Source organism: Leptospira dzoumogneensis (genome assembly GCF_004770895.1).
GTDB classification, from domain to species: Bacteria; Spirochaetota; Leptospiria; order Leptospirales; family Leptospiraceae; genus Leptospira_B; species Leptospira_B dzoumogneensis.
This window is the reverse complement of record NZ_RQHS01000024.1, coordinates 80641-103658: the sequence shown is the minus strand read 5'-3', so window position 1 is coordinate 103658 and position 23018 is coordinate 80641. Positions and strand designations below refer to the sequence as shown.

Here is a 23018-nt window from a genome sequence, read left to right as displayed (position 1 = left end):
CATCATTCGCATCCCTGCGACAGCGATGCGCAGGGTTTAGTCCGAAGGACCGAAGCGATAGCGCAGCCCGGAGCAGCGCGGCCTGAGCGAATGCGAGGGGTCGCCCAAAACTTTAAAATTTCTATTGCCATACTCCAATCCGGCCGAAAATAAAAGTATGGCCCTAACCCGACCTGTAATCATACTATTACTCTGCGCTTTTTCCTCCTCAATCTTCTCCAAAGAATTCGTGTATGCGTTCCGAGATGTGGGAATGCCTAAAAACACAGGCAAAGATGGAATGCCCAGAAAGGAAAAAATGGTCTTAGTCGGGGAGACCATTATGTTCGATAAGGTCAAACCAATCGAATACGAAGGTAAATACAAAAGTTTCGAATTAGGATACGATACAAGACCGGATATAGTCACGATAAAAGTGCATTACGATCCTGGGATCCGCCCGGGCCAAATCCTATACTTGATCGAAAAAGATTTTGATCATGAAACATTCAAAGACGGAAGTATCGTAGGACAAATCGAAGTTAAATCCATCTTCCAAACTGCATTCACAGGAAAACAATTAAGAGGTGTCGGATATTTAGGAATGGCAAAGGAGAAGGTTCTATCCGTCGCCTATCCGGTCTCTTCCGAATTAAGCGGACCTGCTTTAGTAGAACGTAAAACCGGAGATTATCATTTCACAAGAGATGAGATCCCGGAAGCGATCCAATCTTTTCGCAAAGCGATCCGTTTAGATCCGATGTCCCCGGTTCCACATTACAGATTAGGAATGTTGTATTTGAGCGAGGCCGGAGTGGATTCCAAAGAACCTGTATGTTCAGGAATTTTACCTATGAGTGCAGGTGCAGAATTCTCTTCCGCTTGGAAAAAAAGATCCAGATTCGATTCGGACCAAGATTTGATCCGATTCTCCAGAGAATATGTTTCCTTTTTAAATTGTAAATCCGATCAAGCCCCAAGTTTTTCCAAAAACAGTTTTGTTCCGGAAGAATTGGAAAGAGCGCAAGAAGTTGCCAGAGAAGGATTCAGACTTTCTAAAACAGATTATGAACTTTTGATCAGAAGCGCAGAGACCTACTATAAATTATACGTTTCTTATTCATCCAGCAAAAGACCTAAGGGAAGTATCTCTCCGGAAGAAGAGCCTAAGCTCAGAAATCGCCAAGAGAAATCCTGGGAGATCGCTCAAAAACTTTTGAAAGAAGCAGGTCTGGATAATATCACTGATTATAGACTTCATAGATTGACTTCACTTCTATTTGGTAAAAGATATATGGAACTTTCAGGTGGAGCAAAATCCGTTACGATCAGCGAAGAAGCAAACTTCTTGAGAACGAAAGCGATAGAATCTATTCAGGCGTATAAATTGCATAGACCTAAGAATGTTCCTGGAGATAAGGATCTTTTGATTTTGGAGAAAGATCTAGGGCTTTAGGGCAGAAGTCGCGGAACTTGGCACTGTGTTCTCGCTGTAGGAGTTCCAACACCGCGCGACAACAACTACCGCATCAATCTTCTATCTTCAACTTCCCACTCTCGATACTTTCTTCGATCGCTCTAAAAGTATCTCCGTATTTTCCCACAATATTCCAAACAACGAAGCCGTCACTATCGCTGTCCACGCTCGCTTCTATCTGAGCCTTGATATAATCTTTCAAAGATTTTCCGGAAGGACCAAGACTCATTCCGAAACCTTGGATCCAGCCTACTACTTTGGTAGTTGATAAGGATCTTTTTCTGGTATTCTTCAAACCGTCATAAACGGTTTGGTAAGGATTTGCGATACGACCAGGTTGACCGTAAAAATGAGAAGGATATAACATAGGATAGATCACATCAACAAGCTGGGCAAAGTTCTCTACCTTCTGCCCGATCTGATCGTCTTTATTAAAAGGAATTCTACCGAAAATATCCGCGCTTAAGTATGGAAGTTTTTCGCACTGATTCGCTTCTCCGCGGATCCGATTCACAATCTCGTTAATATTATTATATTTTTCCTTCAAAGAAAGATCTATATCGGTAACATCCGCATAACGAATATAATCCAACTGAACTTCTGGAAATCCGGACAGACATGCCTTTCTAATATAACCGAAAATAGAATTTAATCTTTCAGGACTAGGATACTTAGTCTTAAGACCTCCGTCGAAATTTACAAGCCTTCCCACAGGATAAAAACCCATCTCTTTAATACGAGAGATCTCTTCCGGAGAAGGAGTTTTAGGCTGTAGATCGATCACTAAAACATTCACCCCATAATCGGAAGCGTCCTTCAATAAGGACTCCCATTCATTCTTACGGGACTTATCAGAGACCAAAGAATTATTCACATAAAGGCCGCGATAGAATTTAGGACGATCCCCATAAGTCCCCTTGTTCGCAGGTCTTGTAAAAAACTTTTTAAGTTTCTCTTTCGGAACTTCCTTTTCGCTTTCCATCGGAGTGTTTCTGGAAGAAAGTCGTATCTCACCTTTCTTCTCCTTTTCTTTGAAAACGGATTGGGGTTTGGTTTTAACCTCCGGAGAAGATCCTAAAACAGGAATTTCCTTCCTATTAGAATTCTCGGGATAAGGAATAGTAAATTCTGCACAGACCGGAAAAGCGGTAAGGACTAAGATAGGAAAAAGTGAAAACGGTTTGCGCACAAATTTACTCCGGGTCTATATTATAATATCGAACCGGAGACCTCTGTACTTGTCCTCTTTGTGGGACTTCCAACAAAAAACGGGAGAAGAAAATGAAACTCGGCTACGCCTATGACGATACATTCTTATTGCATGATACCGGGACATTCCACCCTGAATCCCCTCAAAGATTGGAATCCATACTCAATCGACTACATAAAACTTCCTATTTTAAGGACTTACATTGGGTCAAACCGAATAAGCTGCCTTTAGAACTGATCGAGTCCGTTCATAATCATAGACATAGAGAAAGATTTTCAGTCATCCAAGGCAAAAGAGGAAGTTTCGACGGAGACACACCCTATTCAGAATCCAGTTTTGATGCGGCACTCTTAGCAGCAGGAAGCGGAGTAGATCTTGTAAACAGGATCAGATCCAGTGAAATAGAATCCGGCATCGCACTTGTAAGACCACCGGGTCATCATGCAGAAACAGGAAGATCCATGGGTTTCTGTTTACTGAACAATATAGCGATCACTGCGGGATATCTGCTCACACAAGGAGTAGAAAAAGTTTATATACTGGATTGGGATGTGCATCACGGCAACGGAACCCAAGAAATATTCTACGACTCGGACAAAGTATTTTTCACATCACTCCATCAATATCCATATTATCCCGGGACAGGTTCGGTCCATGAAAGAGGAGAAGGAAAAGGAGAAAACTTTACATTAAACATCCCATTACCAATGGGCTCGGGAGATAAAGAATACTTACATTATTTCCAAGAAACAGTAGTGCCTTCCATGTTGGAATTCCAACCGGAATATGTATTGATCTCCGCAGGCTTTGATGGACATAGAAGAGATCCATTAGCAGGAATGAACTTAAGCACACACGCATTTGCAGAATTCACACGACTCATATTATCCGCAACAAAACAGATCGGCGCTAAAACAGTATCCTTCTTAGAAGGAGGTTACGACCTGGACGCCTTAGCCGAAAGTGTAGAAGCCCATATAGCAGTTCTCGCCGGCTAACGACCCGATTTCTTTTTTATTTCCGACCAAAATTCCCAGAAAAAATGCCTCTTCGCAGTCTCTCCGGCCGATATGAAAACCATGCAGGAACTTTCCTCAAACACCGACCTGGCCCTGCGATTCAGAAACTACGTGATCCTATTGGACCGACTGATGAGAGAGGTCGAAGAGGAACTCCAACAAAACCAATCCGTCCGAAACGAATGGTCCGAATGGCATTCCAACTGGAAAAACGCCTGGCTCACTCCCACCGGCAACTCCCCTTCTTCCAATCTAAAAGAAAGATTCTCAGTTAAAAGAAGACTCGGATAATTTTCGGGGCGGCTATGGCGCAGAGAAAGGTTTTCTATCTCCGTGTGCTCCGTGAACTCTGTGCGAAACTTCTTATTATTTGATTTCGCACGGAGAGCACAGTGATCACAGAGATTTCTCTCGCGGCAGCGATGCGTAGATCTTTAGTCCGGGACGCGAAAGCGTCACGGATGAGCGGAACGCGAAATCGAAGCAGCGCGACCCGCGAAGCGGGGGCCGCCCCAAAGCCTCATATGTAGGAGTTCCTACAAAATCATTGCTTTTAATTGTTTGCAAGAGTGCTAAAACACATGCAGAAGGCCTGAAAAATAGGTTGAAATTATGTCTCTTAAGCTGTTCTATCGACTGAGAGGATTAAAATGGGGAGACGTACGCAAACAAAACTTTTTGTTTTAGTCCTACTCTTAGGAATTCTCACCCAATCCGGATGGTCCGAGCCCCTGCCCAATTTCGGACTGAAAGAAAAAGAAGCCAGGACATTTTTCAAACGAGGTCTCGCCTATTATAACAAGGGAGAATTCGCCGCGGCCAGAGAGAATTTCGTCCGCTCTCTTTCCATCAAACCTGATTTCGTTCATCCTAAGTTCTTTCTTTCGGAAGCATATTATCTGAGCGGAGACTGGCAGGAAAGTCTTTCCGAATTGGAACAATTAGAATCTTCTAATAAACTCGATTTAATAAGTAAAAATCGTTTGGACGCGCTTAGATATAGACTAGGCGGCGGAAATAGAAAAGATAATTTAGAATATTATAAATCGATTTTCGGAGATGATCTGAGAAGATTTCGTTTCAGAAATCCTGCAGACTTAGCGGTAGATGAAGAAGGATATCTTTACGTAGTAAGTTTTGATACGGCTAACGTGGTAAAATTTGATGCCAACGGTTTTCCCGTCGAAAATTTCAAAGGTTCCTTCGGTAGAAATTTAGAAGGACCGGTCGGGATAAGCATCCGAGGCAAATCTATTTTCGTAGCGGATTACGCTGGAGATAGAATTTATGAATTCGATACCAGAGGCACTTATATAAATCGTTTCGGTTCTACGGGAAAAGATCCCGGAAGTTTTCACGGACCGGCGGGACTTTATTTTACGAAAGAAGGATTTTTGTATGTTTCCGATATGGGGAATAATCGGATCCAAAAACTTTCCAGAACTGGAGAACCTCTTCAAGAAATAGGTGTTGGTGTCTTAAAACAACCGGCAGGTATCAAGGTCAATAATCGCGGGGAAATTTTCGTAGCAGACCGAGGAAACAAAAGACTAGTCGTATTCGATCATGAAGGAAATTTTTTGAAAGAGATCAATAATCCTTCTTTCAAAAGACCCAGAAATCTTTCCATCAAAGACAATAAGGTAGTAGTCGCAGACGAGACCGCAGGACTTTTTATTTACGATTCCGTTTCCAAAACTTGGTCAGGTTTTGATAACTTTAAGGATTCCAAGAATACGGTCCGAAATTTCGACCAAGCTTTCTCGGTTACCTTTGATTACACAGGCTCCATGTTTGTTGCCGATTTTAATAGGCATAGGATCGAATCTTTTTCTCCCAAGGGACAACTTTCTTCCAACTTAGATCTAATCGTAGAAAGAACTATCAGTTCGGATTATCCTGATATTTCTTTAGTTCTTCATGCGAAAGATAGACATGGAGTCCCGGTGAAGGCGATTCCTCGGGACTCTTTCCGTATCTATGAGATGGACAATCTTTCTCCTTTGATCGGTTTGACCGATATGAAAAAGTATAATAATAGAGTGAGCGTTTCTATCGTCGCGGAAAATTCTCAGATCGTATCTGAATCTTATGCTACAATCGAGAAGGCGATCCGTCCGTTTTTGTCGGAGATCAGAGTGGACGATAAAATCCAACTTCTCCGCTCAGGAAGAGACACTCAAACCGCCTACCCTTTCGGAAAAAGTATGTATGATATTCTGAAAGCGTTACGCTCCTTTGTTCCGGAAGAAGAATCCCAAATCGGGAAATCACTCCAAAGAGGGATCACGGATCTATTGGATAGTTTAGGCCCAAGAGCGATCGTCGCGATCGTTTCCGGAAAAGATTCCAAAGCGGCATTCACACAATTTTCTCCTACAAAGATCATTCGTTTCGCAGTGGCTCATGATATTCCGATCTACTTCCTATGTTTAGGAGAAAATGGGGAATCGGTTTCCGTGTATAAAGAGATCGCGGAAAAAACAGGCGGAAAGTTCTTAACAATTCCTTCCGGTGGAACGGAAAAAAATCTAAGAAGTTGGATAGATTCCAAAAAAGATAGAAGGTATCTTCTTTCCTTCAAAAGCAGGATCAACCCGGACGGAATGGATGTCTATGTCCCTGTGGTCGTAGAGGCCATATTCAGAAATTCTAATGGAAAAGCGGAGACCGGATTTTTTACACCATGATATTCGGATCCAAAATTTTAATTAAACATCTGAGCTTAAAATTTCTACTCAGGAATTTTGCGGTTCTTTTTGTTTTGTCATTCTCTTTCTCTCTTTCTTCCAAACAAACAATAGATTGGATCAAAGAAGGAGAAGGCGCATTAGCTTCCAGAAATTATCCTGCTGCCTACGATTCTTTCAGAGAAGCGGTAAACTTAAATCCACTTTCTGTTCGTTCCAGATTGGGGCTTGCAGATGCAGCATTAAAACTTCATAAAGAAAAAGAAGCATTACAATCTTTAGATAAGGTCCTCGAATTAGAGCCTAAAAACAAAAGAGCGGTCCGTGAAAAAGCGATTACACTCGCAAAATTAGGACGTTATGAAGAAGCATTTTTGATCTTAAAACCGTTCTTGGAAGAAGATAGATACGATTCCGATCTATTTCCAATCTATATAGAAGTGCAGCTTGCCTCCGGAAAGACCCAAAAAGCAAGTTTCGAATTTCATTCTGCTTTCTCCAGAATTCCTAAAAATAAAGAAGTAAAAACCTTAGAAGCAAAAGTAGAAGCATTCGACGGAAACTTTACAAAAGCTGCGTCTCTTAGAAACCAATTAGAAGCAGAAACTTCCGATGATCCCGGGATCTTTTTAGAATCCGGAAAATTCTTATTGATCTGGGCGGAAAAATCCCAAGGGAACAAACGAGATTCTAAAATTGCAGAAGCCGCTGAAAAATTCGAAAGATCCGTTTCATTACATCCAAACGAAGAAGAAGCACTTAAACTTTTAGCAAAAACCAGGATCTATTTCGGAAGATACCAAGAAGCGGAAGAATATCTAAATCGTTTACTAGGTCTATTCCCAAATTCCACGGAGTATTTATACTTACGTTCTTATGCAAGATTGAAAAAAGATCCTGCCTCCAAGGAGGCCAGAACCGATCTAGAAAAATTGATTTCCTTGGATGATCTGGATCCCATCGCAAGAAATCGCTCGGAACTTTATGCGTTAGAGAATTTACCGGAAGGAAACTCACTCAGAAGAACCTTAGGAGAATATAGGCTCCAAAGATATAGAGCGAATAAAAACGCGTTTTTATATGATCTAGCTTGGTATCATTTGATCAGAGCAAAGGAACTTCTTCCTAACCGTCCTGAAATCCTAGTATTAACATTAGAAGAATATAAAAGAAGAGGGCTTTTCCCGAGCTACTTCAACTTACTTCTGCTTTTAAGAGATAAATTCCCGGATAATAAAAAATACGGATATTCAGTAGAGAATAACCTGGAAGGTTTTAAAACTTCCTTAAGCTATAGAGAAGGCCTGGTCAAGATCGGAGAATTTGGGATCCAGGAGGATTACGGCAGAACTCCTCCTGAAGTTCTTGTATTCGATCCGGATGGAGAAGATTTTTTAGCGAAACATACGGATCTTCCCGCTTTAGCAGGAAAAGTCCTTCGCCATTTTTTAAACTCCGATCCAAGGATCCGCAATATCGATCTAGACAATATTAGAAAATCCGAAAGTTTAGAATCGGAGCCTTATTCGGGAGCCATTCACAAATCCGAACGAAACTATTCCTCTATTAAGAATTCCAGAGGTGAAAATATTCGTTTCGTTGTGAGCGGCAAAATTTCCTTCCAAGACGATAACTTACGCTTAGAATGGAGTCTTAGAGATCATAAAGAAGAGAAAATTTTAGGCAAATTTAGGATCTATGCAAAGGGCAGAGATGCTTTGGCCGAAGCCACCTTAAGGGCAAGAGACAAGATCCTGGCCCTCCTCCCTGCCAGTGGAAAAGTTCATAGAGTAAAAGAAGATTCACTGATCGTAAATGCAGGGATCATAGACGGACTCAAAAAAGGAACAACTGTGTATTTCTTCAATTCAGCTACTCTTCTTGGAGAAGGGACCGTAACCGAAGCGGATCTTTATACCGCAAAAGTGGTCCCTAAAAATCAGGATGCTGTCTTAAGAAATATCGCAGTGGGAAATAAAGCTTACTGGAAAAAGACTGAAAATCCTTCCGCTCCTTCCAATTAAATATATTCTGATTTTTTAATATATTAGGAATTCTTGTGATATTTATTTGTCGTTCTGAATTCGATTGTAATGCCTCGAAATTATTCGATTTTCATGCAGGCCCTGAGGGATTTTTGTCTTTAGTAGGCAATTCAAAAAAAGCAGAAATAATCTCCCCTCCTCCTTCTTTGGAACCAGGCTCAAAGGCAGTTGTCAGGGTGAAAATTTTTCCCGGGATCTCTTTTTGCTGGGTAGCCTTGCATACTGAATTAGATCCAGGAAAACGTTTCGTCGATATCCAAGAATCAGGACCTTTTTCGAAATTCAAACATGAACATTTCTTTATCCAAACAGGTAAAAATTCTTCGATCTTAGAGGATCGGATCACGTGCATCCCTCCTTGGTATACAAATCACTTTTTGTTTGAATTCATACTCGAGAAGATCATGAAAAGTGAATTCCACGCTAGGCATAAAATTACCGCAAGTCAGATCGGTTGTAATTACAGGACAGAGTTCTGCGGGAAAATTAAATCCGCAATATCTGAAAATTTAATTTTCTTCAAGTAGTTATATTAGAAAAATCTGTAGGAGCTCCTACAAAATTCTCGAGTTATATTCTTGTATTAAGTTCGCATCTGTGATAAGGCAGATTTTGAATCGGTGCTTGGGTACCACCGAATGAGGGTGGGGACTTCCTCCTACCTCAATAAAAGCCCCGTACCACAACCAAATCCCTCACTCAGAACCCGCCAGGGATGCGAAGGGCGTCAGTCCCACAGGGACGAGGACGAATGTCCGAGCCCGTAGCAGCCCGACCTTGCTTTTGCAAGGAGGCGGCCAAAAAATTGATTGCTTATTAATAACGATTTATCATTATTGAAAAAATGGGAACTTTGGTAGAAAGGCGGAAAAATGGGCTTAGGTCCCTCTTTGCGTTGTTCGCGTTTTGTGGCGGACTTTTACTTACGAGCACCCACGCACATTTGGATATATCCGAAAAAGGGATATTTTCCAAACATTCTTCGAAAATTTCCTCGGAAGCCTGTTTTGTTTGTATTCATTCCCAAATCAATTCCGGAGCGGAATTCGTTCAAGGTCCGAGATCGGAACAACCCGTTCTGAAATATAATGAATTTATAATTTATGAATTAATTCCTATTCAAATTTCCCAATCTGGGATCTTGAGAGGACGAGCCCCTCCTTATTTTTCCTAATCTATCTGCATTTACTATTTTTAGCAGCTATCGCAGCCGCGATCTGTTTTGAATTCCGTTTTGTATATAAGAACCCGACCTCAATAGGTCCGGAGTTTAGGAAGAATGAAAAGTATTTTATATAAATTTAATTTATTACCTGTTTTTATAGGCTTATTTTTGCCTTTTTCGGAAGTTTTTTCCCTGGATGTGAACGTCAGAGGGATTATTAAAGATTCAGAAGGACGTCCAATTGCAGGCGCCAAACTATTCCTTACGGAGAACAAGTTCGTATCAAGATCCGGCAAAGACGGTAGTTTCGAATTTCAGCATGTTTCTCCAGGGAATTACACGTTAGTTGCGTCTGCTCCGAATTATGAATTAAAAACGGAGAGATTCGAAGTGAAGGACTTAGACAAGGTTTTGGATATCGTTTTAAAGCCTTCTCTATTAGAAGGTGTGGCAATCAATGTCACCGCCAAGACCTTAGCATCCGATTTTTTATCTACGCCGCAGCCCACTACGGTCTTAGAAGGAAGACAATTGCAAAGATTAAGAGGGCAGAACGTTATGTCTGCTCTGGAAAATACTCCAGGAACAGCGACCTTAACTACAGGTGCAGGAACTTCGAAACCGGTAATTCGAGGTTTGACTGGCCAAAGAGTTTTGGTAATGACCGACGGTGTAAGACAAGAAGAACAGCAGTTCGGAGACGATCATACTGTCGACTTAGATGCGTTTAATATAGATAAGATGGAAATTGTTAGAGGACCTGGATCCGTTCTTTATGGTTCCGATGCTTTAGGTGGTGTGATTAACGTGATCCGCTCCAAGGCTCCAACTGCGAAAGACGGGGCCCCTCTTTTAGGTGGGACAATTTCCACGAATAGTTTTTCGAATAATAAACAAGACGCAGGGGCCATCTCTCTCTTTGGTTATCATAAAGATACGAATTTCGGTTACAGAGTGCAAACTGATACCCGAAAGGCAGGAAGGATCACTACACCACAAGGAACTCTTCCCAATACTGGCTTTCATGAAAGAAACGTGAATGCTTCTTTGGGAACGGATGGTTCTTGGGGAAATTTCTATGTGGATTCTTTTCAAAGATACCAAGAACAGGACTTATACGATAATCCGAATGAATCTCCCGGTGCCAGTGCTTACCAAACCGTTCTTCATCAGAAAACCCATATGCATGCTTTTTTCATTCTTCCTTTTGTGAACGTGGAATTGGATGCCGCTTACCAAAGGAACAATCGTAGAGAGATTGAAGATAAGAATAGATACATGCCGATCAAGGATACTTTATTGGATCCTTCCATCGATTCTTTTACTAAGGCTGCTTCTGCCTATCAAGTGAATAAGTATGATTATAAACAGGGCCTAAATCTTTCCTTAGATACCACAACTGCGGATGCAAAAGTCCATCATAAAGAATGGAAGGGTCTCAAAGGTACTGTCGGGATCTCAGGCATGCAGCAAAGAAGTAATACGATCGGAACTGAACCATTGATCCCAGGTTATGGTTTAAGTAATATTGGAATTTTCTTATTCGAAGAATGGAAACTGGGCGACTTTAGCTTCTCCGCAGGTGCTAGAACTGATAAAAGAAGTATGGACATCAGGGCCAACTCGGATCTGGGGAATTTGGAACAAACCAGAAATTATTCAGCGAGTACAGGCAGCCTCGGAACTGTTTGGAGATTTGCAAAAGATTTCTCTTTAGCCTTGAATGCAGGTAGAGGTTTTAGGGCTCCGACTCCTTTCGAATTATTTGCCAATGGTGTTCATGAAGGAAGCGGTAGATTCGAGATCGGTAAAGATAGTCTAAGACCGGAAACTTCTTTGAATTATGATGCTTCTGTCCGTTTTGCTAACGATAAATTCCAAGCAGAGCTTAGTGTTTTTAGAAATAAGATAGATAATTATATTTATTCCGTAAGCGCAGGTGCTATCGATTCCGATTCCGGCCTTCCTGTTTACAGATACAGGCAAGATGCTGCGAAATTAGAAGGTGGAGAATTCAGCTTCCAAGCCCAGGCAACTTCTTGGCTTGTGCTCACCGGCGGCATTGATATCCTCAGAGCAACTATTCAAAAAAATATTCCTCCGGAAATTGCTCTGAATCCTGGAGGCACAGATCCTAATTCGGTATATTCCGATATTAAAAATAAATATCTTCCGCGGATGACTCCGAATCGAGCTCGTTTGGGCCTTAGATTCACTACAAACAAACTTTTGGGGATTTCCAAACCGTATTTCTCCGTAAACGGCACTTTTGTTCAATCCCAGTATAAGGTGGATAAATTAGAAACTCCAACCCAAGGTTATAACTTATACGATATTGGTTTTGGCGGGGAAATTCCCGGCTTAACCAATGGAACCGAATCCGCGACTTTCGACGTGGCTGTCCTGAACATTTTCGACAAAGAATATGTGAATCACCTAAGCCGCTATAAGGAATATGCGTTAAATCCGGGTACAAATGTCACTTTCAAAACGACGATCCCTTTTACTTTAATCTCGGAATGAGGAATTTTATGGATTTCAGACACTTATCGATTTATATATTTATAATATTATTATTTTCTTTCTGTTCTTCCGACCCACAAACGAAAAAGGAGAAGGAAGATTATCAAAATCAATCGTTGATCTCCGCTGCATTAAACGGAAATCAAAGATCCGACTGTGTTTATTGTTCGGATACGAGGGCTTTCGAAGGAAACTGTTCCTGCTATAAACAGATCCCTTTTTTTTCCTGCGCAGGTATTCCTTCCGGTAAGGGTAAATCGAATTCTTATAAAATTTCCTGTGATGAGTTGGTGGAATTAGGGACTTGGGCCCAGGCGTCTTCCGATTCTTATTCCTGTAGTTATCTAACCTGCCCTCCGGAAGCATATAGGGCAGCGTTTACAGAAGAAGGTAAATAATAGGGATAAATTCCCCTTTTATCTTAGCCAATAGAACCGATCCCCGGCAATCGACGGGGATCTAACAGGATCATCATTATATGAAACAGGAGAAAAAACTCCCTACCACCGTATTGTCCGGCTTTTTGGGCGCCGGTAAAACCTCGGTATTAAATCATGTGCTCAAAAATCGAGAGGGTCTTAAAGTCGCCGTGATAGTTAACGACATGAGCGAGATTAATATAGACGCCTCTATTATCAAAAACGGCGGAGCTGATTTAGTAAGAACGGAAGAAAAGTTAGTCGAAATGTCGAACGGATGTATCTGCTGCACCCTTCGTGAAGATCTTCTTCTGGAAATAAGACGTTTAGCTTCCGAAAAAAAATTCGATTATCTATTGATAGAATCTACCGGGATTTCCGAACCTCTCCCCATCGCAGAAACGTTCACATTCAGCGACGAACAAGGGAATAGCCTCTCCGACTTTGCAGAACTGGATACTATGGTAACGGTAGTTGATGCGTATAATTTTCTGAAGGATTATTCCTCTTCGGAAGACTTGTCGGATCGAAATTTAGCCTTGAATGAATCCGATGATAGAAATATCTCAGACCTTCTAGTAGACCAAATCGAATTTTCGGATATCATCCTAGTAAACAAGACGGATTTAATATCTGAAGAAGAGTTGAAAAAACTTCTTCTAATATTAAGAAAATTGAATTCAAGAGCTAAATTATTCCCGATATCGGAAGGAAAAGTCCCAGTTCCTAAGATCCTAAATACCGGTCTTTTCGATTTTGAAAAGGCTGCAGAAAGTCCGGGATGGCTACAGGAACTCAGGGGAAACCATAAATCGGAAACTGAAGAATACGGGATTTCGAGTTTCGTATACAAGGCAAGAAGGCCTTTTCATCCGGAAAGATTCTACCAAGCGATAGAATCCGAATGGGACGGAGTAATCCGCTCTAAAGGATTTTTCTGGTTGGCGACTCGTATGCAATGGGCCGGGCTCTGGTCTCAGGCGGGTGCATCTTGTAGAACAGAAATCGCAGGGCAATGGTGGTCGGCAACCGACAGATCACAATGGTCTGGTGACATTGAATTCAGAAAAGAGATCGAATCTATTTGGGAAGAACCTTACGGAGATAGAAGACAAGAATTAGTATTGATCGGCCAAAATTTGGACAAAGAGAGAATGATTCAATTACTCGATTCTTGCCTTCTTACGGAAAAGGAATATTTAGCCGGACCTTCTAAATGGAAAAACTTTAGGGATCCTTTCGGATCCTGGGAGTGAAACCATGAGATTTATATCAGTAGAAGTTCGGATAAATATCCCTTTCCAAAAATTGAAAGTGATACGCCATTACGATCAATAGATAGGAAGTCCCGTATTATAATCAATTGTGGTTTTTTTATAAGAAGTGGCAAGAAGGTCGGAAGAGATCAAATAATCAGCGGACCTTCTATTATTCGCTATTGGAATATTATAAAGTACTGCAATTCTCAAAAGCGCCTTAACATCCGGATCATGAGGCTGAGCGGTCAATGGATCCCAGAAGAAGATTACCACATCTATCTCCCCGTCTACGATCTTTGCGCCGATCTGTTGGTCCCCGCCGAGCGGTCCGGATAAAAATCTATGAACTGGCAGATCCGTTTTTTCATGGACGATCTTTCCGGTGGTCCCTGTTGCATAAAGATGATGTTTGGAAAGTATATCCTTATGCAGTTGCACCCATTCCACTAGATCTTCTTTTTTATTATCATGTGCGATAAGCACGATACGTTTCGTTTTCGGGACTTCGGGGCCTTGCATATTCTGCTCCTAAATCAAATTCATCGGAAGGCTTTCCTATTGAAACCATTTTTATGGTTTATCTCTCGGAGTGCTTTCCCGATCCTAGTGCTAATGAAACTCGTTAAGCTTTCATGCTTAAGATCCTTGTTCTTATTCGCACTGTTCGCCTCGTCTTCCTATCTATTTTCCCAAGAAGATCCTCATGATCGCCCCAAAAAACTGGAGATCTTGATCCCAGAATCCGCAAAAGAAGGTCCTTGGAGCGACGATCCGAATGAATTTAAAGATATAGATCTATTAGGAGATTTTTCAGAAGGAAATTCCAAACAGGCTCTAGAAAAAACGGAAGAATACTTCTCCGCCGCCTTGGACGGTTTCAGAAAAGTTTCGGATGGTATTAAATCCAAAAGGGAAAAAGAAGAAGGTAAGGTTTTAGATTCGGAAAGATTCCCTTGGCAAAGAAAGAGCAGGTTGGAAAACGCAGAAAGAGTTTGGAACAGAGAATTAACCAAGGCAAGATTGGATTCGGTCAAAAATCTTTCTCTCGCAATGAAAAATCTGGATAAGATCGCAAATCCTAATATTAGAAAATCTGAATCTTTCCTCGAATTGCAGGCCGGAGTTTATAGGGAATTTATTAAGCACCAGTATGCTCTGAAAAACTTCAACCAGTCTGCGGAGTTCCTGGAAAAGTATATTTCCTTAGATCCTAAGTTTAACGACGAAGCGGAGCCTCATCGCATTTTATCTCACTGTTATGAAAGGCTTTATTTATCGGCTAAGAAGTCTGGCCATCCGGAAGGTATGGATTATTATAAAGATAGAAGAAAGAAACACGGGATCTTATACGCGGAAAAAGCCTACGGTAGGAACTCCTACGAATTCAAAAAAGTTTTGGAATTGTTTGCGAGAGAATGATTCAGGGAAAACTATGGCGGCCAAGAGAAAAAGGTCCGCTTATGTTGGAATTCCAACAAAGATTGGCGGTAGAAAATTCTATTGTAAGTTTTAGGGAAATGTGATATTAGGAATGAGCTCTCCCACGGGCCACTCCCCCCTCCCTATGCAGGGCGGGGGCGCCCTTTAACCCCGCGTTGGAATTCCAACGTTCAGTTCTAATTATTCTCAGGAAGTCCTAGTTCTTTTCTAAGACGTTTATTTTCTTCAACTAGATCTTTGATTTCTTGCTCAGTGTATTCGAATAGTTTGGTATGAGCTTCGAGGATATTTTTCATTTCGATCTCTTCTATACTGGAATATTCCAAGGCCCTTTCAGTTGCTTTTTTCAACTCAAGCGCATGTTTTAATTCCATAGTTTTGAGATTGTCTATGATCTCGGAAACTTTCAGTCTTTCGTGAAGTGTAAGAAGCTCTTGGTTCTTGAGTTCGTTCACTCTTTCGATCGCTTTATTAATATCTTCGTTGTTCTTTTTAATCTTTGCTTCGAACTCAAGGATCGCGTGAAGAGCGGCATTCGCTTTGTGAGTATCTTTATATTCTTTGTTAGCGAGTTCGAAAACTCCCTCAAAAAATCCTACGTTTGCCAGGCAGCTATTCCCGATCTCGTTAGCCACCATTTTGAAAAATTCAGTCTGGATCACTCTATCCAAAATGATCCTTAAAGATCTGGGCTGGACAGGGTATTCTAAAACTTCAGTTTTACCCTTAGGGGAAAGTTTATTATAGATCTCTTCCGCCTCAGGAGAGGAAATTATGGTAAGCGCAACGAACGGATGAAGTTCAAAACGTTTTAAAAAATCGTCCTTAATGTCTGTCCATTCTTTCAGGTTCGTATTCACATAGAATACGTTGATATCCTGAGCATCCAATTCTATCGATCTATAGTCCTTTAATTGGACCTTACGAAGTTCGATATTAATTCTCGGATGTTTCCATATATGTACGGGGAATTCAGCTCCGGAAGTTATGTGCCAAATATTCGCGGTTTTCAAGGCCGACTCTCCCCCTTACTCGACGTCATACATAGGACGCTGAAAGCAGATCCCGTCCTTCTAAAAAACGGAAATCAGTATCGATTTTCTCGATTTCTCCATAAGGATAATTTTTTGAGTCCCTCTGTCAATTTTGTTTTTAGGGAAGAAAGGGGTCCTTGTATCCGGGCAAAAACACGGGCAATTGGGGAAAAGAACTTAGCAAGGATTTGAAAGAAATTTACTACAGCTGGCGGAAAACGCATATCGGTTCGTTTTAACATAACAACCGAACCAATGATCGAAATCGCAATGTTCCCACTCCAAGGTCCTATCCAAACCGGAAATTTTGAATTTTCAGAAATATTCGATCCGAATGTGAAAAGCGCCCAATACACTATGATCAAGACGACCGCCATTGTAAAACTCATCCCTTTTCCGGAACGTTTTACTACAAGACCTAAAGGTAAGGAAACTAAGGAAAAAATAATACAGGAAACAGGGATCACGTATCTTCTCTGGATCTCTACATCGAATTGAGAGACTCTTTTTTTGGCCTCTTTTAATAAAGTAGTCAGCTGAAGAACGATAGTAACACTTTGAGATTTCTGAGCATCCGAAATTGTAGGATCCTCCATAATCTTCGGCAATTCAAATTGTAAACGTAAAACTCTGTCTTTTAAATTTTCAGATCCATCCGAAGGAATTCCCATCTCTTGCAAAATTTCAAGTCCTGGAATCTTTTCCAATCTTCCCGCTTTTATATTATCCCGGATATCGATCAGTGTCCAAAGAGTGAAAGAACCGGGATCCACATTGATAACTAGGCTTTTTTTCTCTTCGGTTTTCGGAATATTATAATCCATCTCCCCTTTTCGAAGATCGCCGACCGAAAATTGCTGTTTGGCTCTGTCCCATTCTAAGATCCAAGCATCTTTCAATCGAATGGATTTTTCGAATTCACCGTCAGGCCCCTTCTTCTCCACCAATGTTCCCTTTTTTGCGGAGATGATTTGTGTAATATAAGATTCTCCTAATTGAATAGGACGACTCGCGGCCCCCACAGAAAGCAGAAATGGATCTTGGTTTTGTGGAATGAACACCGTCCATTCTCGGATCTGAACTCCGGAAAGTTCTCCGGTTTTTGCATTTACGCCTTCCGTATACATCGCGATCGCTTTTTCGGAGCCCGCATTCTGCACTTGGTCTCCCGCAAACTGTCCAGGAGTTAACGCGAGAAGAGGATTATAAGCCAAAACCCATTTATTGAACTCGGTCATTTTTCGAGTATTGATGGGAGAAAGGTAGAAGCACAAGAAGGCAACGATAGCGGCTAAGAATACGCCGAATCCTACGAACACTACGTAAATCCGGGAAAATCCAATTCCAGCAGAACGAATTGCAGTGATCTCTGAATCACCGGAAAGTCTTCCCGCTGCCATGACACCGCTCATCAAACAAGCGAGAGGTGCAGTTGTAGGGAGAATATTCCCCAATAGATATCCGAAATAATCCAAAAGTCGGAAAGGGTCCACACCCTTCCCCACAAAAAGGCCGATCATACTTTTAAGTGCAATGGCCATATAGATACTTGTGAAAAATAAAAGTGCGACCAAAAAAGAAGGAATAATTTCGGAAAGAATGTATCGATCCAAGATGGGAAGCCATCTCCAGAACCTCTCTCTATCCGTATGAACAAAAAAACCTGGAGGAAGGTCCGAAACGTTATGCACTCTTACCGAACGTAAGTCCTTTCCTGCCGCTACTTTTCCGGCGGCTTCCGTTCCAAAACCCGTCGTATCAGTCCGATGCACCGCCTCGGACTTTTTTTTCTTAGGAGAGGAATCGCCTCCCGAAGCACGGGAGCTCTTCTTCACTCTATCACCTCTCCTTTGAGAGTGGCGCTGGTGGCGAAATTGATCTTAACGGAGACAGTTTTTCCGATCAGAGAATCTACGTTAACATTCTCCGGTAATTTGAAAACAGTCATTCTTCCACAAGGAGTGCGGCCGCAAGCTTCCTTAGAAGATTTTTTGGAAGCGCCTTCTACCAAGATCGGGAAAGTTTTACCTATCCTTGCTTTGTTCTGCTCCGCAGAAATAGAAGTCTGAAGATCCACTAACTTAGTGAGACGTTCTCCTTTTACTTCCTCAGGCACATCGTCAGGATATCTTTTCTGAGCGATAGTACCTTCTCTTTCAGAGTATTTAAACATGAATGCCATGTCGAAGCCAACTTTACGGACCATGTCTAAAGTATCTTCGAACTGCTCTTCTGTTTCTCCAGGAAAACCTACTATAATATCCGTTGTAAGTCCAACATTCGGAACAATCGTTTTGATCTGATCCACTACTTCCAAAAATTCCTCTTTGGAATAAGTTCTTTTCATATTCTCCAGCACATCCGTATTTCCGGATTGTAATGGAAGATGAATATTAGGGCAGAATCTAGGATTCTCCGCCATAAGTTCCAAAAGATGCATCGGGAAATCTTTAGGGTGAGGGGAAGTAAAACGAATTCTTTCTATATCAGTTTCTTCTAATAGAAGTCGAACAAGCCCGGCAAAGTCGACACCTTCCGACTTGTAAGAGTTTACATTCTGCCCGAGCAAAGTGAGTTGTTTTACACCTTGAGCAACAAGATCCCGGGTTTCTCTTACGATAGAATGAGGATCTCTGCTTCTCTCCCTTCCTCTTGTATAAGGAACCACGCAGAATGTACAGAAATTATTGCAGCCTCTCATGATCGTGACGAATGCCTGAATGCCGTTTACTACTCTTGGCTCTATCTCATCATAAGTTTCGATCTTAGAAAGACGTGTTAAAGAAACAGGCTGCTTATCGGAACGAATCGTTTGGATGAGTTCAGGAAGAGTTCTATAATTATCAGGACCGACAACCAAGTCCAAAGGAAGTTCCTGATGAAAAAGATCATCCCCCAGATTCTGGGCCATACATCCGAGAACTCCGATCACCAGATCAGGATTTCTTTTTTTCAAATACCCCAAACCTTGGAGCCTGGCGTAAATTTTTGCGTGAGCATTTTCACGGATCGCGCAGGTATTTAGGAAGATAACGTCGGAAAGTTCCGGATCTGAAACTGTCTCAAACTGAGCGCCTTGCATCAAACTGGACACGATACCCGAATCATATTCGTTCATCTGACAGCCATAGGTCTCTATATAAACCTTACCGGCCTTTTTTTCTACTTCAAGCACGCTCATAGGTCCAGTTTTGGAGAAGTAAAGGCCCTGTCAACCCGCTCGAAACCTTAAAAAAAAGTTTCCTTTCCTGCAGGGATCGGATCATAATCAGAATTCTTCTAAAGACGAATAAGATGAATCGATCCGGAGCAGGACTCAGCCGTAAAACGGACTATTATGTATTATTGGGTCTTCCTAGAGACGCCTCAACCCGAGCTGTGGAAGAAGCTTTTCATCAATATGTACAAAATCTAAAAGAACATTCCTGGGTGCCTTGGAAAGACGCGGAATTGAGAGAAGGCGCAGAAGCATATTATCATCTATCGGATCCAGTCAGACGAAAACGTTATGATTCTTCCTTAGATTATGAATTGGTGCTTCCAGACCCGGAAGGAGTGCCTGAAGAATTCGAACAATATTTCGAAGTCCAAAAAATTTCCACACCTAAGGAATACGAAAGATTATACAAACAATTCCTAATGTTAAAATACGAGAGAGAAGATAAACTCTGGATCTTCAGAGCAACCGTATATTTTATACTGGCTTGTTTTTCCGCATTGGTACTTTCTTCACTCGTTTTTGTAGTATTCCAGAAAAACGGCTGGCTCTCCACAAGCGCAGACCTTTTCTATCGTAGATGGGGACTCTTATTTTCCTGCACGTTTATGGGAACAGCATATACACTGTTCCGAGTATTCTATCTGGAAAGAGTGATCTCAATAAGAGAGAAAAAAAGAGAAGTAGAGCGAAATGAAGAAGTCTCGGACATCGGACCCTAAAGCCTTAACAGAGGACGAAATACAATATTACTATACACTTCTTCAAGAAGAAGTCACAGAATACAACTGTGGAAGTTTATGTGCACCTTCCAACGGCGGGATCCCTGTATGTTGCCAGGCGGATAACGCACTTCCTGCATTATACAAAGCGGAATACGAAATGTTATCCAAAAGAACGGACTTATGGAAAGCATATGTTCCGATGACCAGGGAAGAAAAAAAAGAATTCGCAGTATACGATCATAGGAAAATTACATTTTGTGAATGTAAGGGAGTGGCTCATTGTGAAAGAGAGAACCGCTCCATCAGTTGCAGGACTTTTCCATTAGAACCTTATTTGGACACGAGAGGAGTTTTGGTGGGACTTGTATTCATGCAGGAATTCCAATCAAAATGCCCTTTGACTTCCAGAGCAAAAGACGTAAGACAAGAATTCATAGACAATCATTTCTTATTTTGGGAAAAACTTCTGTTCAGAGTAGAATCAGAATACGAAGTCTATACTGATTCCAGCAAAGCGTATCGCAGAAAGAGAAAGCGAACTGGAGTAGAATTTCCTATTTTATACCCGAGCCATCTAAAAGGGAAAGAGTATCTGAAACAGTATATTTGATCGAGATGTTGGAATTCCAACAAGGATTAGTCATAGGAAATTTTGTTGTAAACTTTAGGGAAATATGATAATAGGGAAGGAGCTCTCCCACGAGCCACTCCCCCCAAAACCCAATGCAGGGCGGGGGCGCTCTTTAGCCTACGTTGGAGTTCCAACACACGACTCAATACTCGAATAAGAACCTAAAAGTATAAAGTTCATATCCCAAAATCTGAACTTCAAATGGATTCGGACCTTTTTGAAAACAGGATTCCGGGAACGCAGCCAAAACCTTTTTGGTTTCTTCTTCATATGAATTTTTATGTTTTAGTTTTGTAGGAGAAGAAGAAGGTTTAGAGTTTTCGAATTTATGTTTTGTGATCTGGTTTTTACCGTCTCTTCCTCCTCCATTCTCCACGGGGAAAAAATAGTAGGTATACGGAAATTCTATCTTATCCTTTCCTTCACATTCACCTAACCGAATACCGATCTCCCCTAAAGTATCCACAGGACGGTATATCGTATTAGGACGAATATCCACCAAGAACACACGTTTACCTTTCGGATCCCAACCCAGATCAGGTTCCAAAAGGCTCTCTTTGGATTTAGATATAGTCGTATTATTATTAGGATCTTCTAATATTTTTTTTAAGATCTCTCCTCTAACTTCCCAGGCTCGGACATCATAAGCGGTTCTTTCTCTATCGGAGAGTTCCGCTCTTCCTTCTTTTTTATCCCAAGAACTCTCAGGCAAATATTTACGCTCTAAGGTTGTTTTACAAGAAACGGCAAACAATATTATAAATAGAAGAATAATCCGCATTCTTAAATCCTCTGCGACTCTCCGTCTCTGCGTGAGAATCCCCTGTGTCTCACTTTACTCCGTGACTCTTACTTAGAGACCTTAATAGAAATGATCTCTCGAGTTGCTTTTTCCATTTCGGATTTCACTTCTGGAGTTTTTTCGATCACATAAGCATCGAATAATGCAGGCAAACATTCAGGATCTCCAATGATCCGAACGGTATCGATTGCCTGTAATCGAAGAGGAAGATATTCTTTTTTATTATTTGAAGCAAATGAGATGAGAGCCGGAACAGAAGTTTTATCCTTCAATTCTCCTAAAGCCTTTAAAAGAGAAAGTTTGACCTCATTTACTTTTTCTTTTTCGAAAATACGTTTGAGTTCACTGGTTCCGGGATTGAATCCAAGTTTACCCATCACTTCTGCAGCGCGAGAGCGAAGACCAGGATCCTTATCCGCATCCAAGACAGTAAGTAGTCCCTGCCCGCCTCCATGAGCGCCAAGATCCAAAAGTAGATCGATCAATCTTGCCTTGAGCCCCGGCACAGTTTCTTTCACCAATTGTTCCGAAACCGATTTGGCTCCTTGTTTATCATTCAGATAGAATAATGCCTCGGTGCAGATCTTCCTTAGATCCGGATTCGGCTCAGTGATCCCTTTATAAAAAAGAGAAATATACTGCCGACTCTTTCGATTCTTCAGTATCTCCAAACCGTGAAGACGAACATCTTCATCCGGATCGGAGGCAGCCATACGAGGGATATTTCCGCGATTATCAGGTGTATTCGTTTTATTTAATACTGTAAAAAACCTTCTGCGAAGTGCAGGAATATCGTCCGTAGCGAATTTACCTATTAGATTCTGGACTCTTTCGTCTTTGATCCAGATGGCGGATTCCAAAAAATATTCTCTATAGACCGGATTTGTGGAAACCGCAAGATCCAAAACATGAGGCATTGCCCTATCGTCTTTGATCCCTTGCACATATCTATAAGAAGATTGTCTCACTTCAAAATCAGTATGAGTGAGCCCTGCAATCACTGCATAGATAAGTCTTTTTTCCTTTTTTCGATCTGCAAGTTCTAAGATCCTAGTTTGGATCTCCGTGTTTCGAGTGGTTTTAAAAATAGTATCTAGTTCGTTTGCCCAATATGGAGCAAGTGAATCCAAATCTTCTAATTCTGAAAAAAGCGCCAAAGAAGCGAAGATACTATCTTCTCTCGCATCCGGCTCTGAAATAATTTTGGGAAGTTCTTTTACCAAATCCAAACGATTTTTGGATTTGATCTCGGAAATTGCTCTGGCCTGTGATCTTCCTTTAGAAAGAACGGATTCCTTAAATGGATCCTTTTGTTCTTCGGCGAAAACACTTCCGCCGAATATAAAAGAGAAGAATAGAACCAGACAAAAGAATGGAATTCTT

General features: G+C 41.4%; 19 protein-coding genes. 12 read left to right on the top strand and 7 right to left on the bottom strand.

All coding sequences use genetic code 11. The features are described 5' to 3' along the window. The first annotated feature begins 157 nt into the window (after positions 1-157). Positions 158-1435 (top strand): tetratricopeptide repeat protein, encoded by a 1278-nt coding sequence (locus EHR06_RS18450; RefSeq protein ID WP_135758365.1) that lies wholly within the window; start codon positions 158-160, stop codon positions 1433-1435. 73 nt (positions 1436-1508) lie between these two features. Here EHR06_RS18450 and EHR06_RS18445 read toward each other — a convergent pair whose 3' ends face one another. Continuing rightward, a complete protein-coding gene (locus tag EHR06_RS18445) occupies positions 1509-2645 on the bottom strand; it encodes a putative glycoside hydrolase (RefSeq protein ID WP_135758364.1) in 1137 nt (378 codons plus the stop codon). 92 nt (positions 2646-2737) lie between these two features. Between EHR06_RS18445 and EHR06_RS18440 the strand changes: the two genes are divergently transcribed. From EHR06_RS18440 to zigA, 8 genes are all read left to right on the top strand, one after another. Beyond that, the gene (locus EHR06_RS18440; protein WP_135758363.1) at positions 2738-3664 is read left to right on the top strand and encodes a histone deacetylase family protein; all 927 of its coding nucleotides are present in this window, start codon (positions 2738-2740) and stop codon (positions 3662-3664) included. A gap of 81 nt (positions 3665-3745) precedes the next feature. Continuing rightward, positions 3746-3976 carry a hypothetical protein gene (locus EHR06_RS18435; protein ID WP_208757827.1) on the top strand — a complete coding sequence of 77 codons (231 nt, stop codon included), beginning with the start codon at positions 3746-3748 and terminating at the stop codon, positions 3974-3976. A gap of 359 nt (positions 3977-4335) precedes the next feature. Further along, positions 4336-6375 (top strand): 6-bladed beta-propeller, encoded by a 2040-nt coding sequence (locus EHR06_RS18430; RefSeq protein ID WP_135758361.1) that lies wholly within the window; start codon positions 4336-4338, stop codon positions 6373-6375. Further along, positions 6372-8399: a tetratricopeptide repeat protein gene (locus EHR06_RS18425; protein WP_135758360.1), complete on the top strand. Its 2028-nt coding sequence runs from the start codon at positions 6372-6374 to the stop codon at positions 8397-8399. The genes EHR06_RS18430 and EHR06_RS18425 overlap by 4 nt, the downstream gene beginning before the upstream one ends. Positions 8400-8434: 35 nt before the next feature. Then, positions 8435-8947, top strand: coding sequence for an SRPBCC family protein (locus EHR06_RS18420; RefSeq protein WP_135758359.1), 513 nt, complete (start codon positions 8435-8437; stop codon positions 8945-8947). A 752-nt stretch (positions 8948-9699) separates the two neighbouring features. After that, entirely contained in the window at positions 9700-12108 is a 2409-nt protein-coding gene (locus EHR06_RS18410) for a TonB-dependent receptor (protein WP_135758357.1), read from the top strand. Between the two features lie 8 nt (positions 12109-12116). Further along, a complete protein-coding gene (locus EHR06_RS18405) occupies positions 12117-12506 on the top strand; it encodes a hypothetical protein (protein WP_135758356.1) in 390 nt (129 codons plus the stop codon). An 80-nt stretch (positions 12507-12586) separates the two neighbouring features. After that, complete coding sequence (gene zigA / locus EHR06_RS18400; protein ID WP_135758355.1) at positions 12587-13783, top strand: zinc metallochaperone GTPase ZigA; 1197 nt, start codon at positions 12587-12589, stop codon at positions 13781-13783. 75 nt (positions 13784-13858) lie between these two features. Here zigA and EHR06_RS18395 read toward each other — a convergent pair whose 3' ends face one another. After that, entirely contained in the window at positions 13859-14305 is a 447-nt protein-coding gene (locus EHR06_RS18395; protein ID WP_135758354.1) for a methylglyoxal synthase, read from the bottom strand. A 93-nt stretch (positions 14306-14398) separates the two neighbouring features. On the opposite strand from EHR06_RS18395, the gene EHR06_RS18390 reads away from it, so the two are divergent. Further along, positions 14399-15205 (top strand): FcpA-related putative periplasmic flagellar protein, encoded by an 807-nt coding sequence (locus EHR06_RS18390; RefSeq protein WP_244288661.1) that lies wholly within the window; start codon positions 14399-14401, stop codon positions 15203-15205. A 197-nt stretch (positions 15206-15402) separates the two neighbouring features. On the opposite strand, the gene EHR06_RS18385 is transcribed toward EHR06_RS18390, so the two are convergent. From EHR06_RS18385 to miaB, 3 genes are all read right to left on the bottom strand, one after another. Then, complete coding sequence (locus tag EHR06_RS18385; protein WP_100723149.1) at positions 15403-16239, bottom strand: hypothetical protein; 837 nt, start codon at positions 16237-16239, stop codon at positions 15403-15405. Positions 16240-16313: 74 nt separating this feature from the next. Continuing rightward, on the bottom strand, positions 16314-18095 hold the full coding sequence (locus EHR06_RS18380) for an LptF/LptG family permease (RefSeq protein ID WP_135758352.1): 1782 nt from the start codon (positions 18093-18095) through the stop codon (positions 16314-16316). After that, positions 18092-19441, bottom strand: coding sequence for a tRNA (N6-isopentenyl adenosine(37)-C2)-methylthiotransferase MiaB (gene miaB / locus EHR06_RS18375; RefSeq protein WP_100723151.1), 1350 nt, complete (start codon positions 19439-19441; stop codon positions 18092-18094). Before miaB ends, EHR06_RS18380 begins: the two co-directional genes overlap by 4 nt. Before the next feature lie 113 nt (positions 19442-19554). On the opposite strand from miaB, the gene EHR06_RS18370 reads away from it, so the two are divergent. Next, the gene (locus EHR06_RS18370) at positions 19555-20199 is read left to right on the top strand and encodes a J domain-containing protein (RefSeq protein ID WP_135758351.1); all 645 of its coding nucleotides are present in this window, start codon (positions 19555-19557) and stop codon (positions 20197-20199) included. Continuing rightward, on the top strand, positions 20171-20812 hold the full coding sequence (locus EHR06_RS18365) for a hypothetical protein (RefSeq protein ID WP_135758350.1): 642 nt from the start codon (positions 20171-20173) through the stop codon (positions 20810-20812). The genes EHR06_RS18370 and EHR06_RS18365 overlap by 29 nt, the downstream gene beginning before the upstream one ends. A gap of 163 nt (positions 20813-20975) precedes the next feature. On the opposite strand, the gene EHR06_RS18360 is transcribed toward EHR06_RS18365, so the two are convergent. Next, positions 20976-21614 carry a hypothetical protein gene (locus EHR06_RS18360; RefSeq protein WP_135758349.1) on the bottom strand — a complete coding sequence of 213 codons (639 nt, stop codon included), beginning with the start codon at positions 21612-21614 and terminating at the stop codon, positions 20976-20978. A 68-nt stretch (positions 21615-21682) separates the two neighbouring features. After that, entirely contained in the window at positions 21683-22999 is a 1317-nt protein-coding gene (locus EHR06_RS18355) for a HEAT repeat domain-containing protein (RefSeq protein WP_208757832.1), read from the bottom strand. Positions 23000-23018: the final 19 nt, after the last annotated feature.

Coding starts and splice junctions, on each gene's coding strand:
- EHR06_RS18450 (WP_135758365.1), top strand. CDS start 158: ATGGCCCTAACCCGACCTGTAATCATACTATTACTCTGCGCTTTTTCC.
- EHR06_RS18440 (WP_135758363.1), top strand. CDS start 2,738: ATGAAACTCGGCTACGCCTATGACGATACATTCTTATTGCATGATACC.
- EHR06_RS18435 (WP_208757827.1), top strand. CDS start 3,746: ATGCAGGAACTTTCCTCAAACACCGACCTGGCCCTGCGATTCAGAAAC.
- EHR06_RS18430 (WP_135758361.1), top strand. CDS start 4,336: ATGGGGAGACGTACGCAAACAAAACTTTTTGTTTTAGTCCTACTCTTA.
- EHR06_RS18425 (WP_135758360.1), top strand. CDS start 6,372: ATGATATTCGGATCCAAAATTTTAATTAAACATCTGAGCTTAAAATTT.
- EHR06_RS18410 (WP_135758357.1), top strand. CDS start 9,700: ATGAAAAGTATTTTATATAAATTTAATTTATTACCTGTTTTTATAGGC.
- EHR06_RS18405 (WP_135758356.1), top strand. CDS start 12,117: ATGGATTTCAGACACTTATCGATTTATATATTTATAATATTATTATTT.
- zigA (WP_135758355.1), top strand. CDS start 12,587: ATGAAACAGGAGAAAAAACTCCCTACCACCGTATTGTCCGGCTTTTTG.
- EHR06_RS18395 (WP_135758354.1), bottom strand. CDS start 14,305: ATGCAAGGCCCCGAAGTCCCGAAAACGAAACGTATCGTGCTTATCGCA.
- EHR06_RS18390 (WP_244288661.1), top strand. CDS start 14,399: ATGAAACTCGTTAAGCTTTCATGCTTAAGATCCTTGTTCTTATTCGCA.
- miaB (WP_100723151.1), bottom strand. CDS start 19,441: ATGAGCGTGCTTGAAGTAGAAAAAAAGGCCGGTAAGGTTTATATAGAG.
- EHR06_RS18370 (WP_135758351.1), top strand. CDS start 19,555: ATGAATCGATCCGGAGCAGGACTCAGCCGTAAAACGGACTATTATGTA.
- EHR06_RS18365 (WP_135758350.1), top strand. CDS start 20,171: ATGAAGAAGTCTCGGACATCGGACCCTAAAGCCTTAACAGAGGACGAA.
- EHR06_RS18360 (WP_135758349.1), bottom strand. CDS start 21,614: ATGCGGATTATTCTTCTATTTATAATATTGTTTGCCGTTTCTTGTAAA.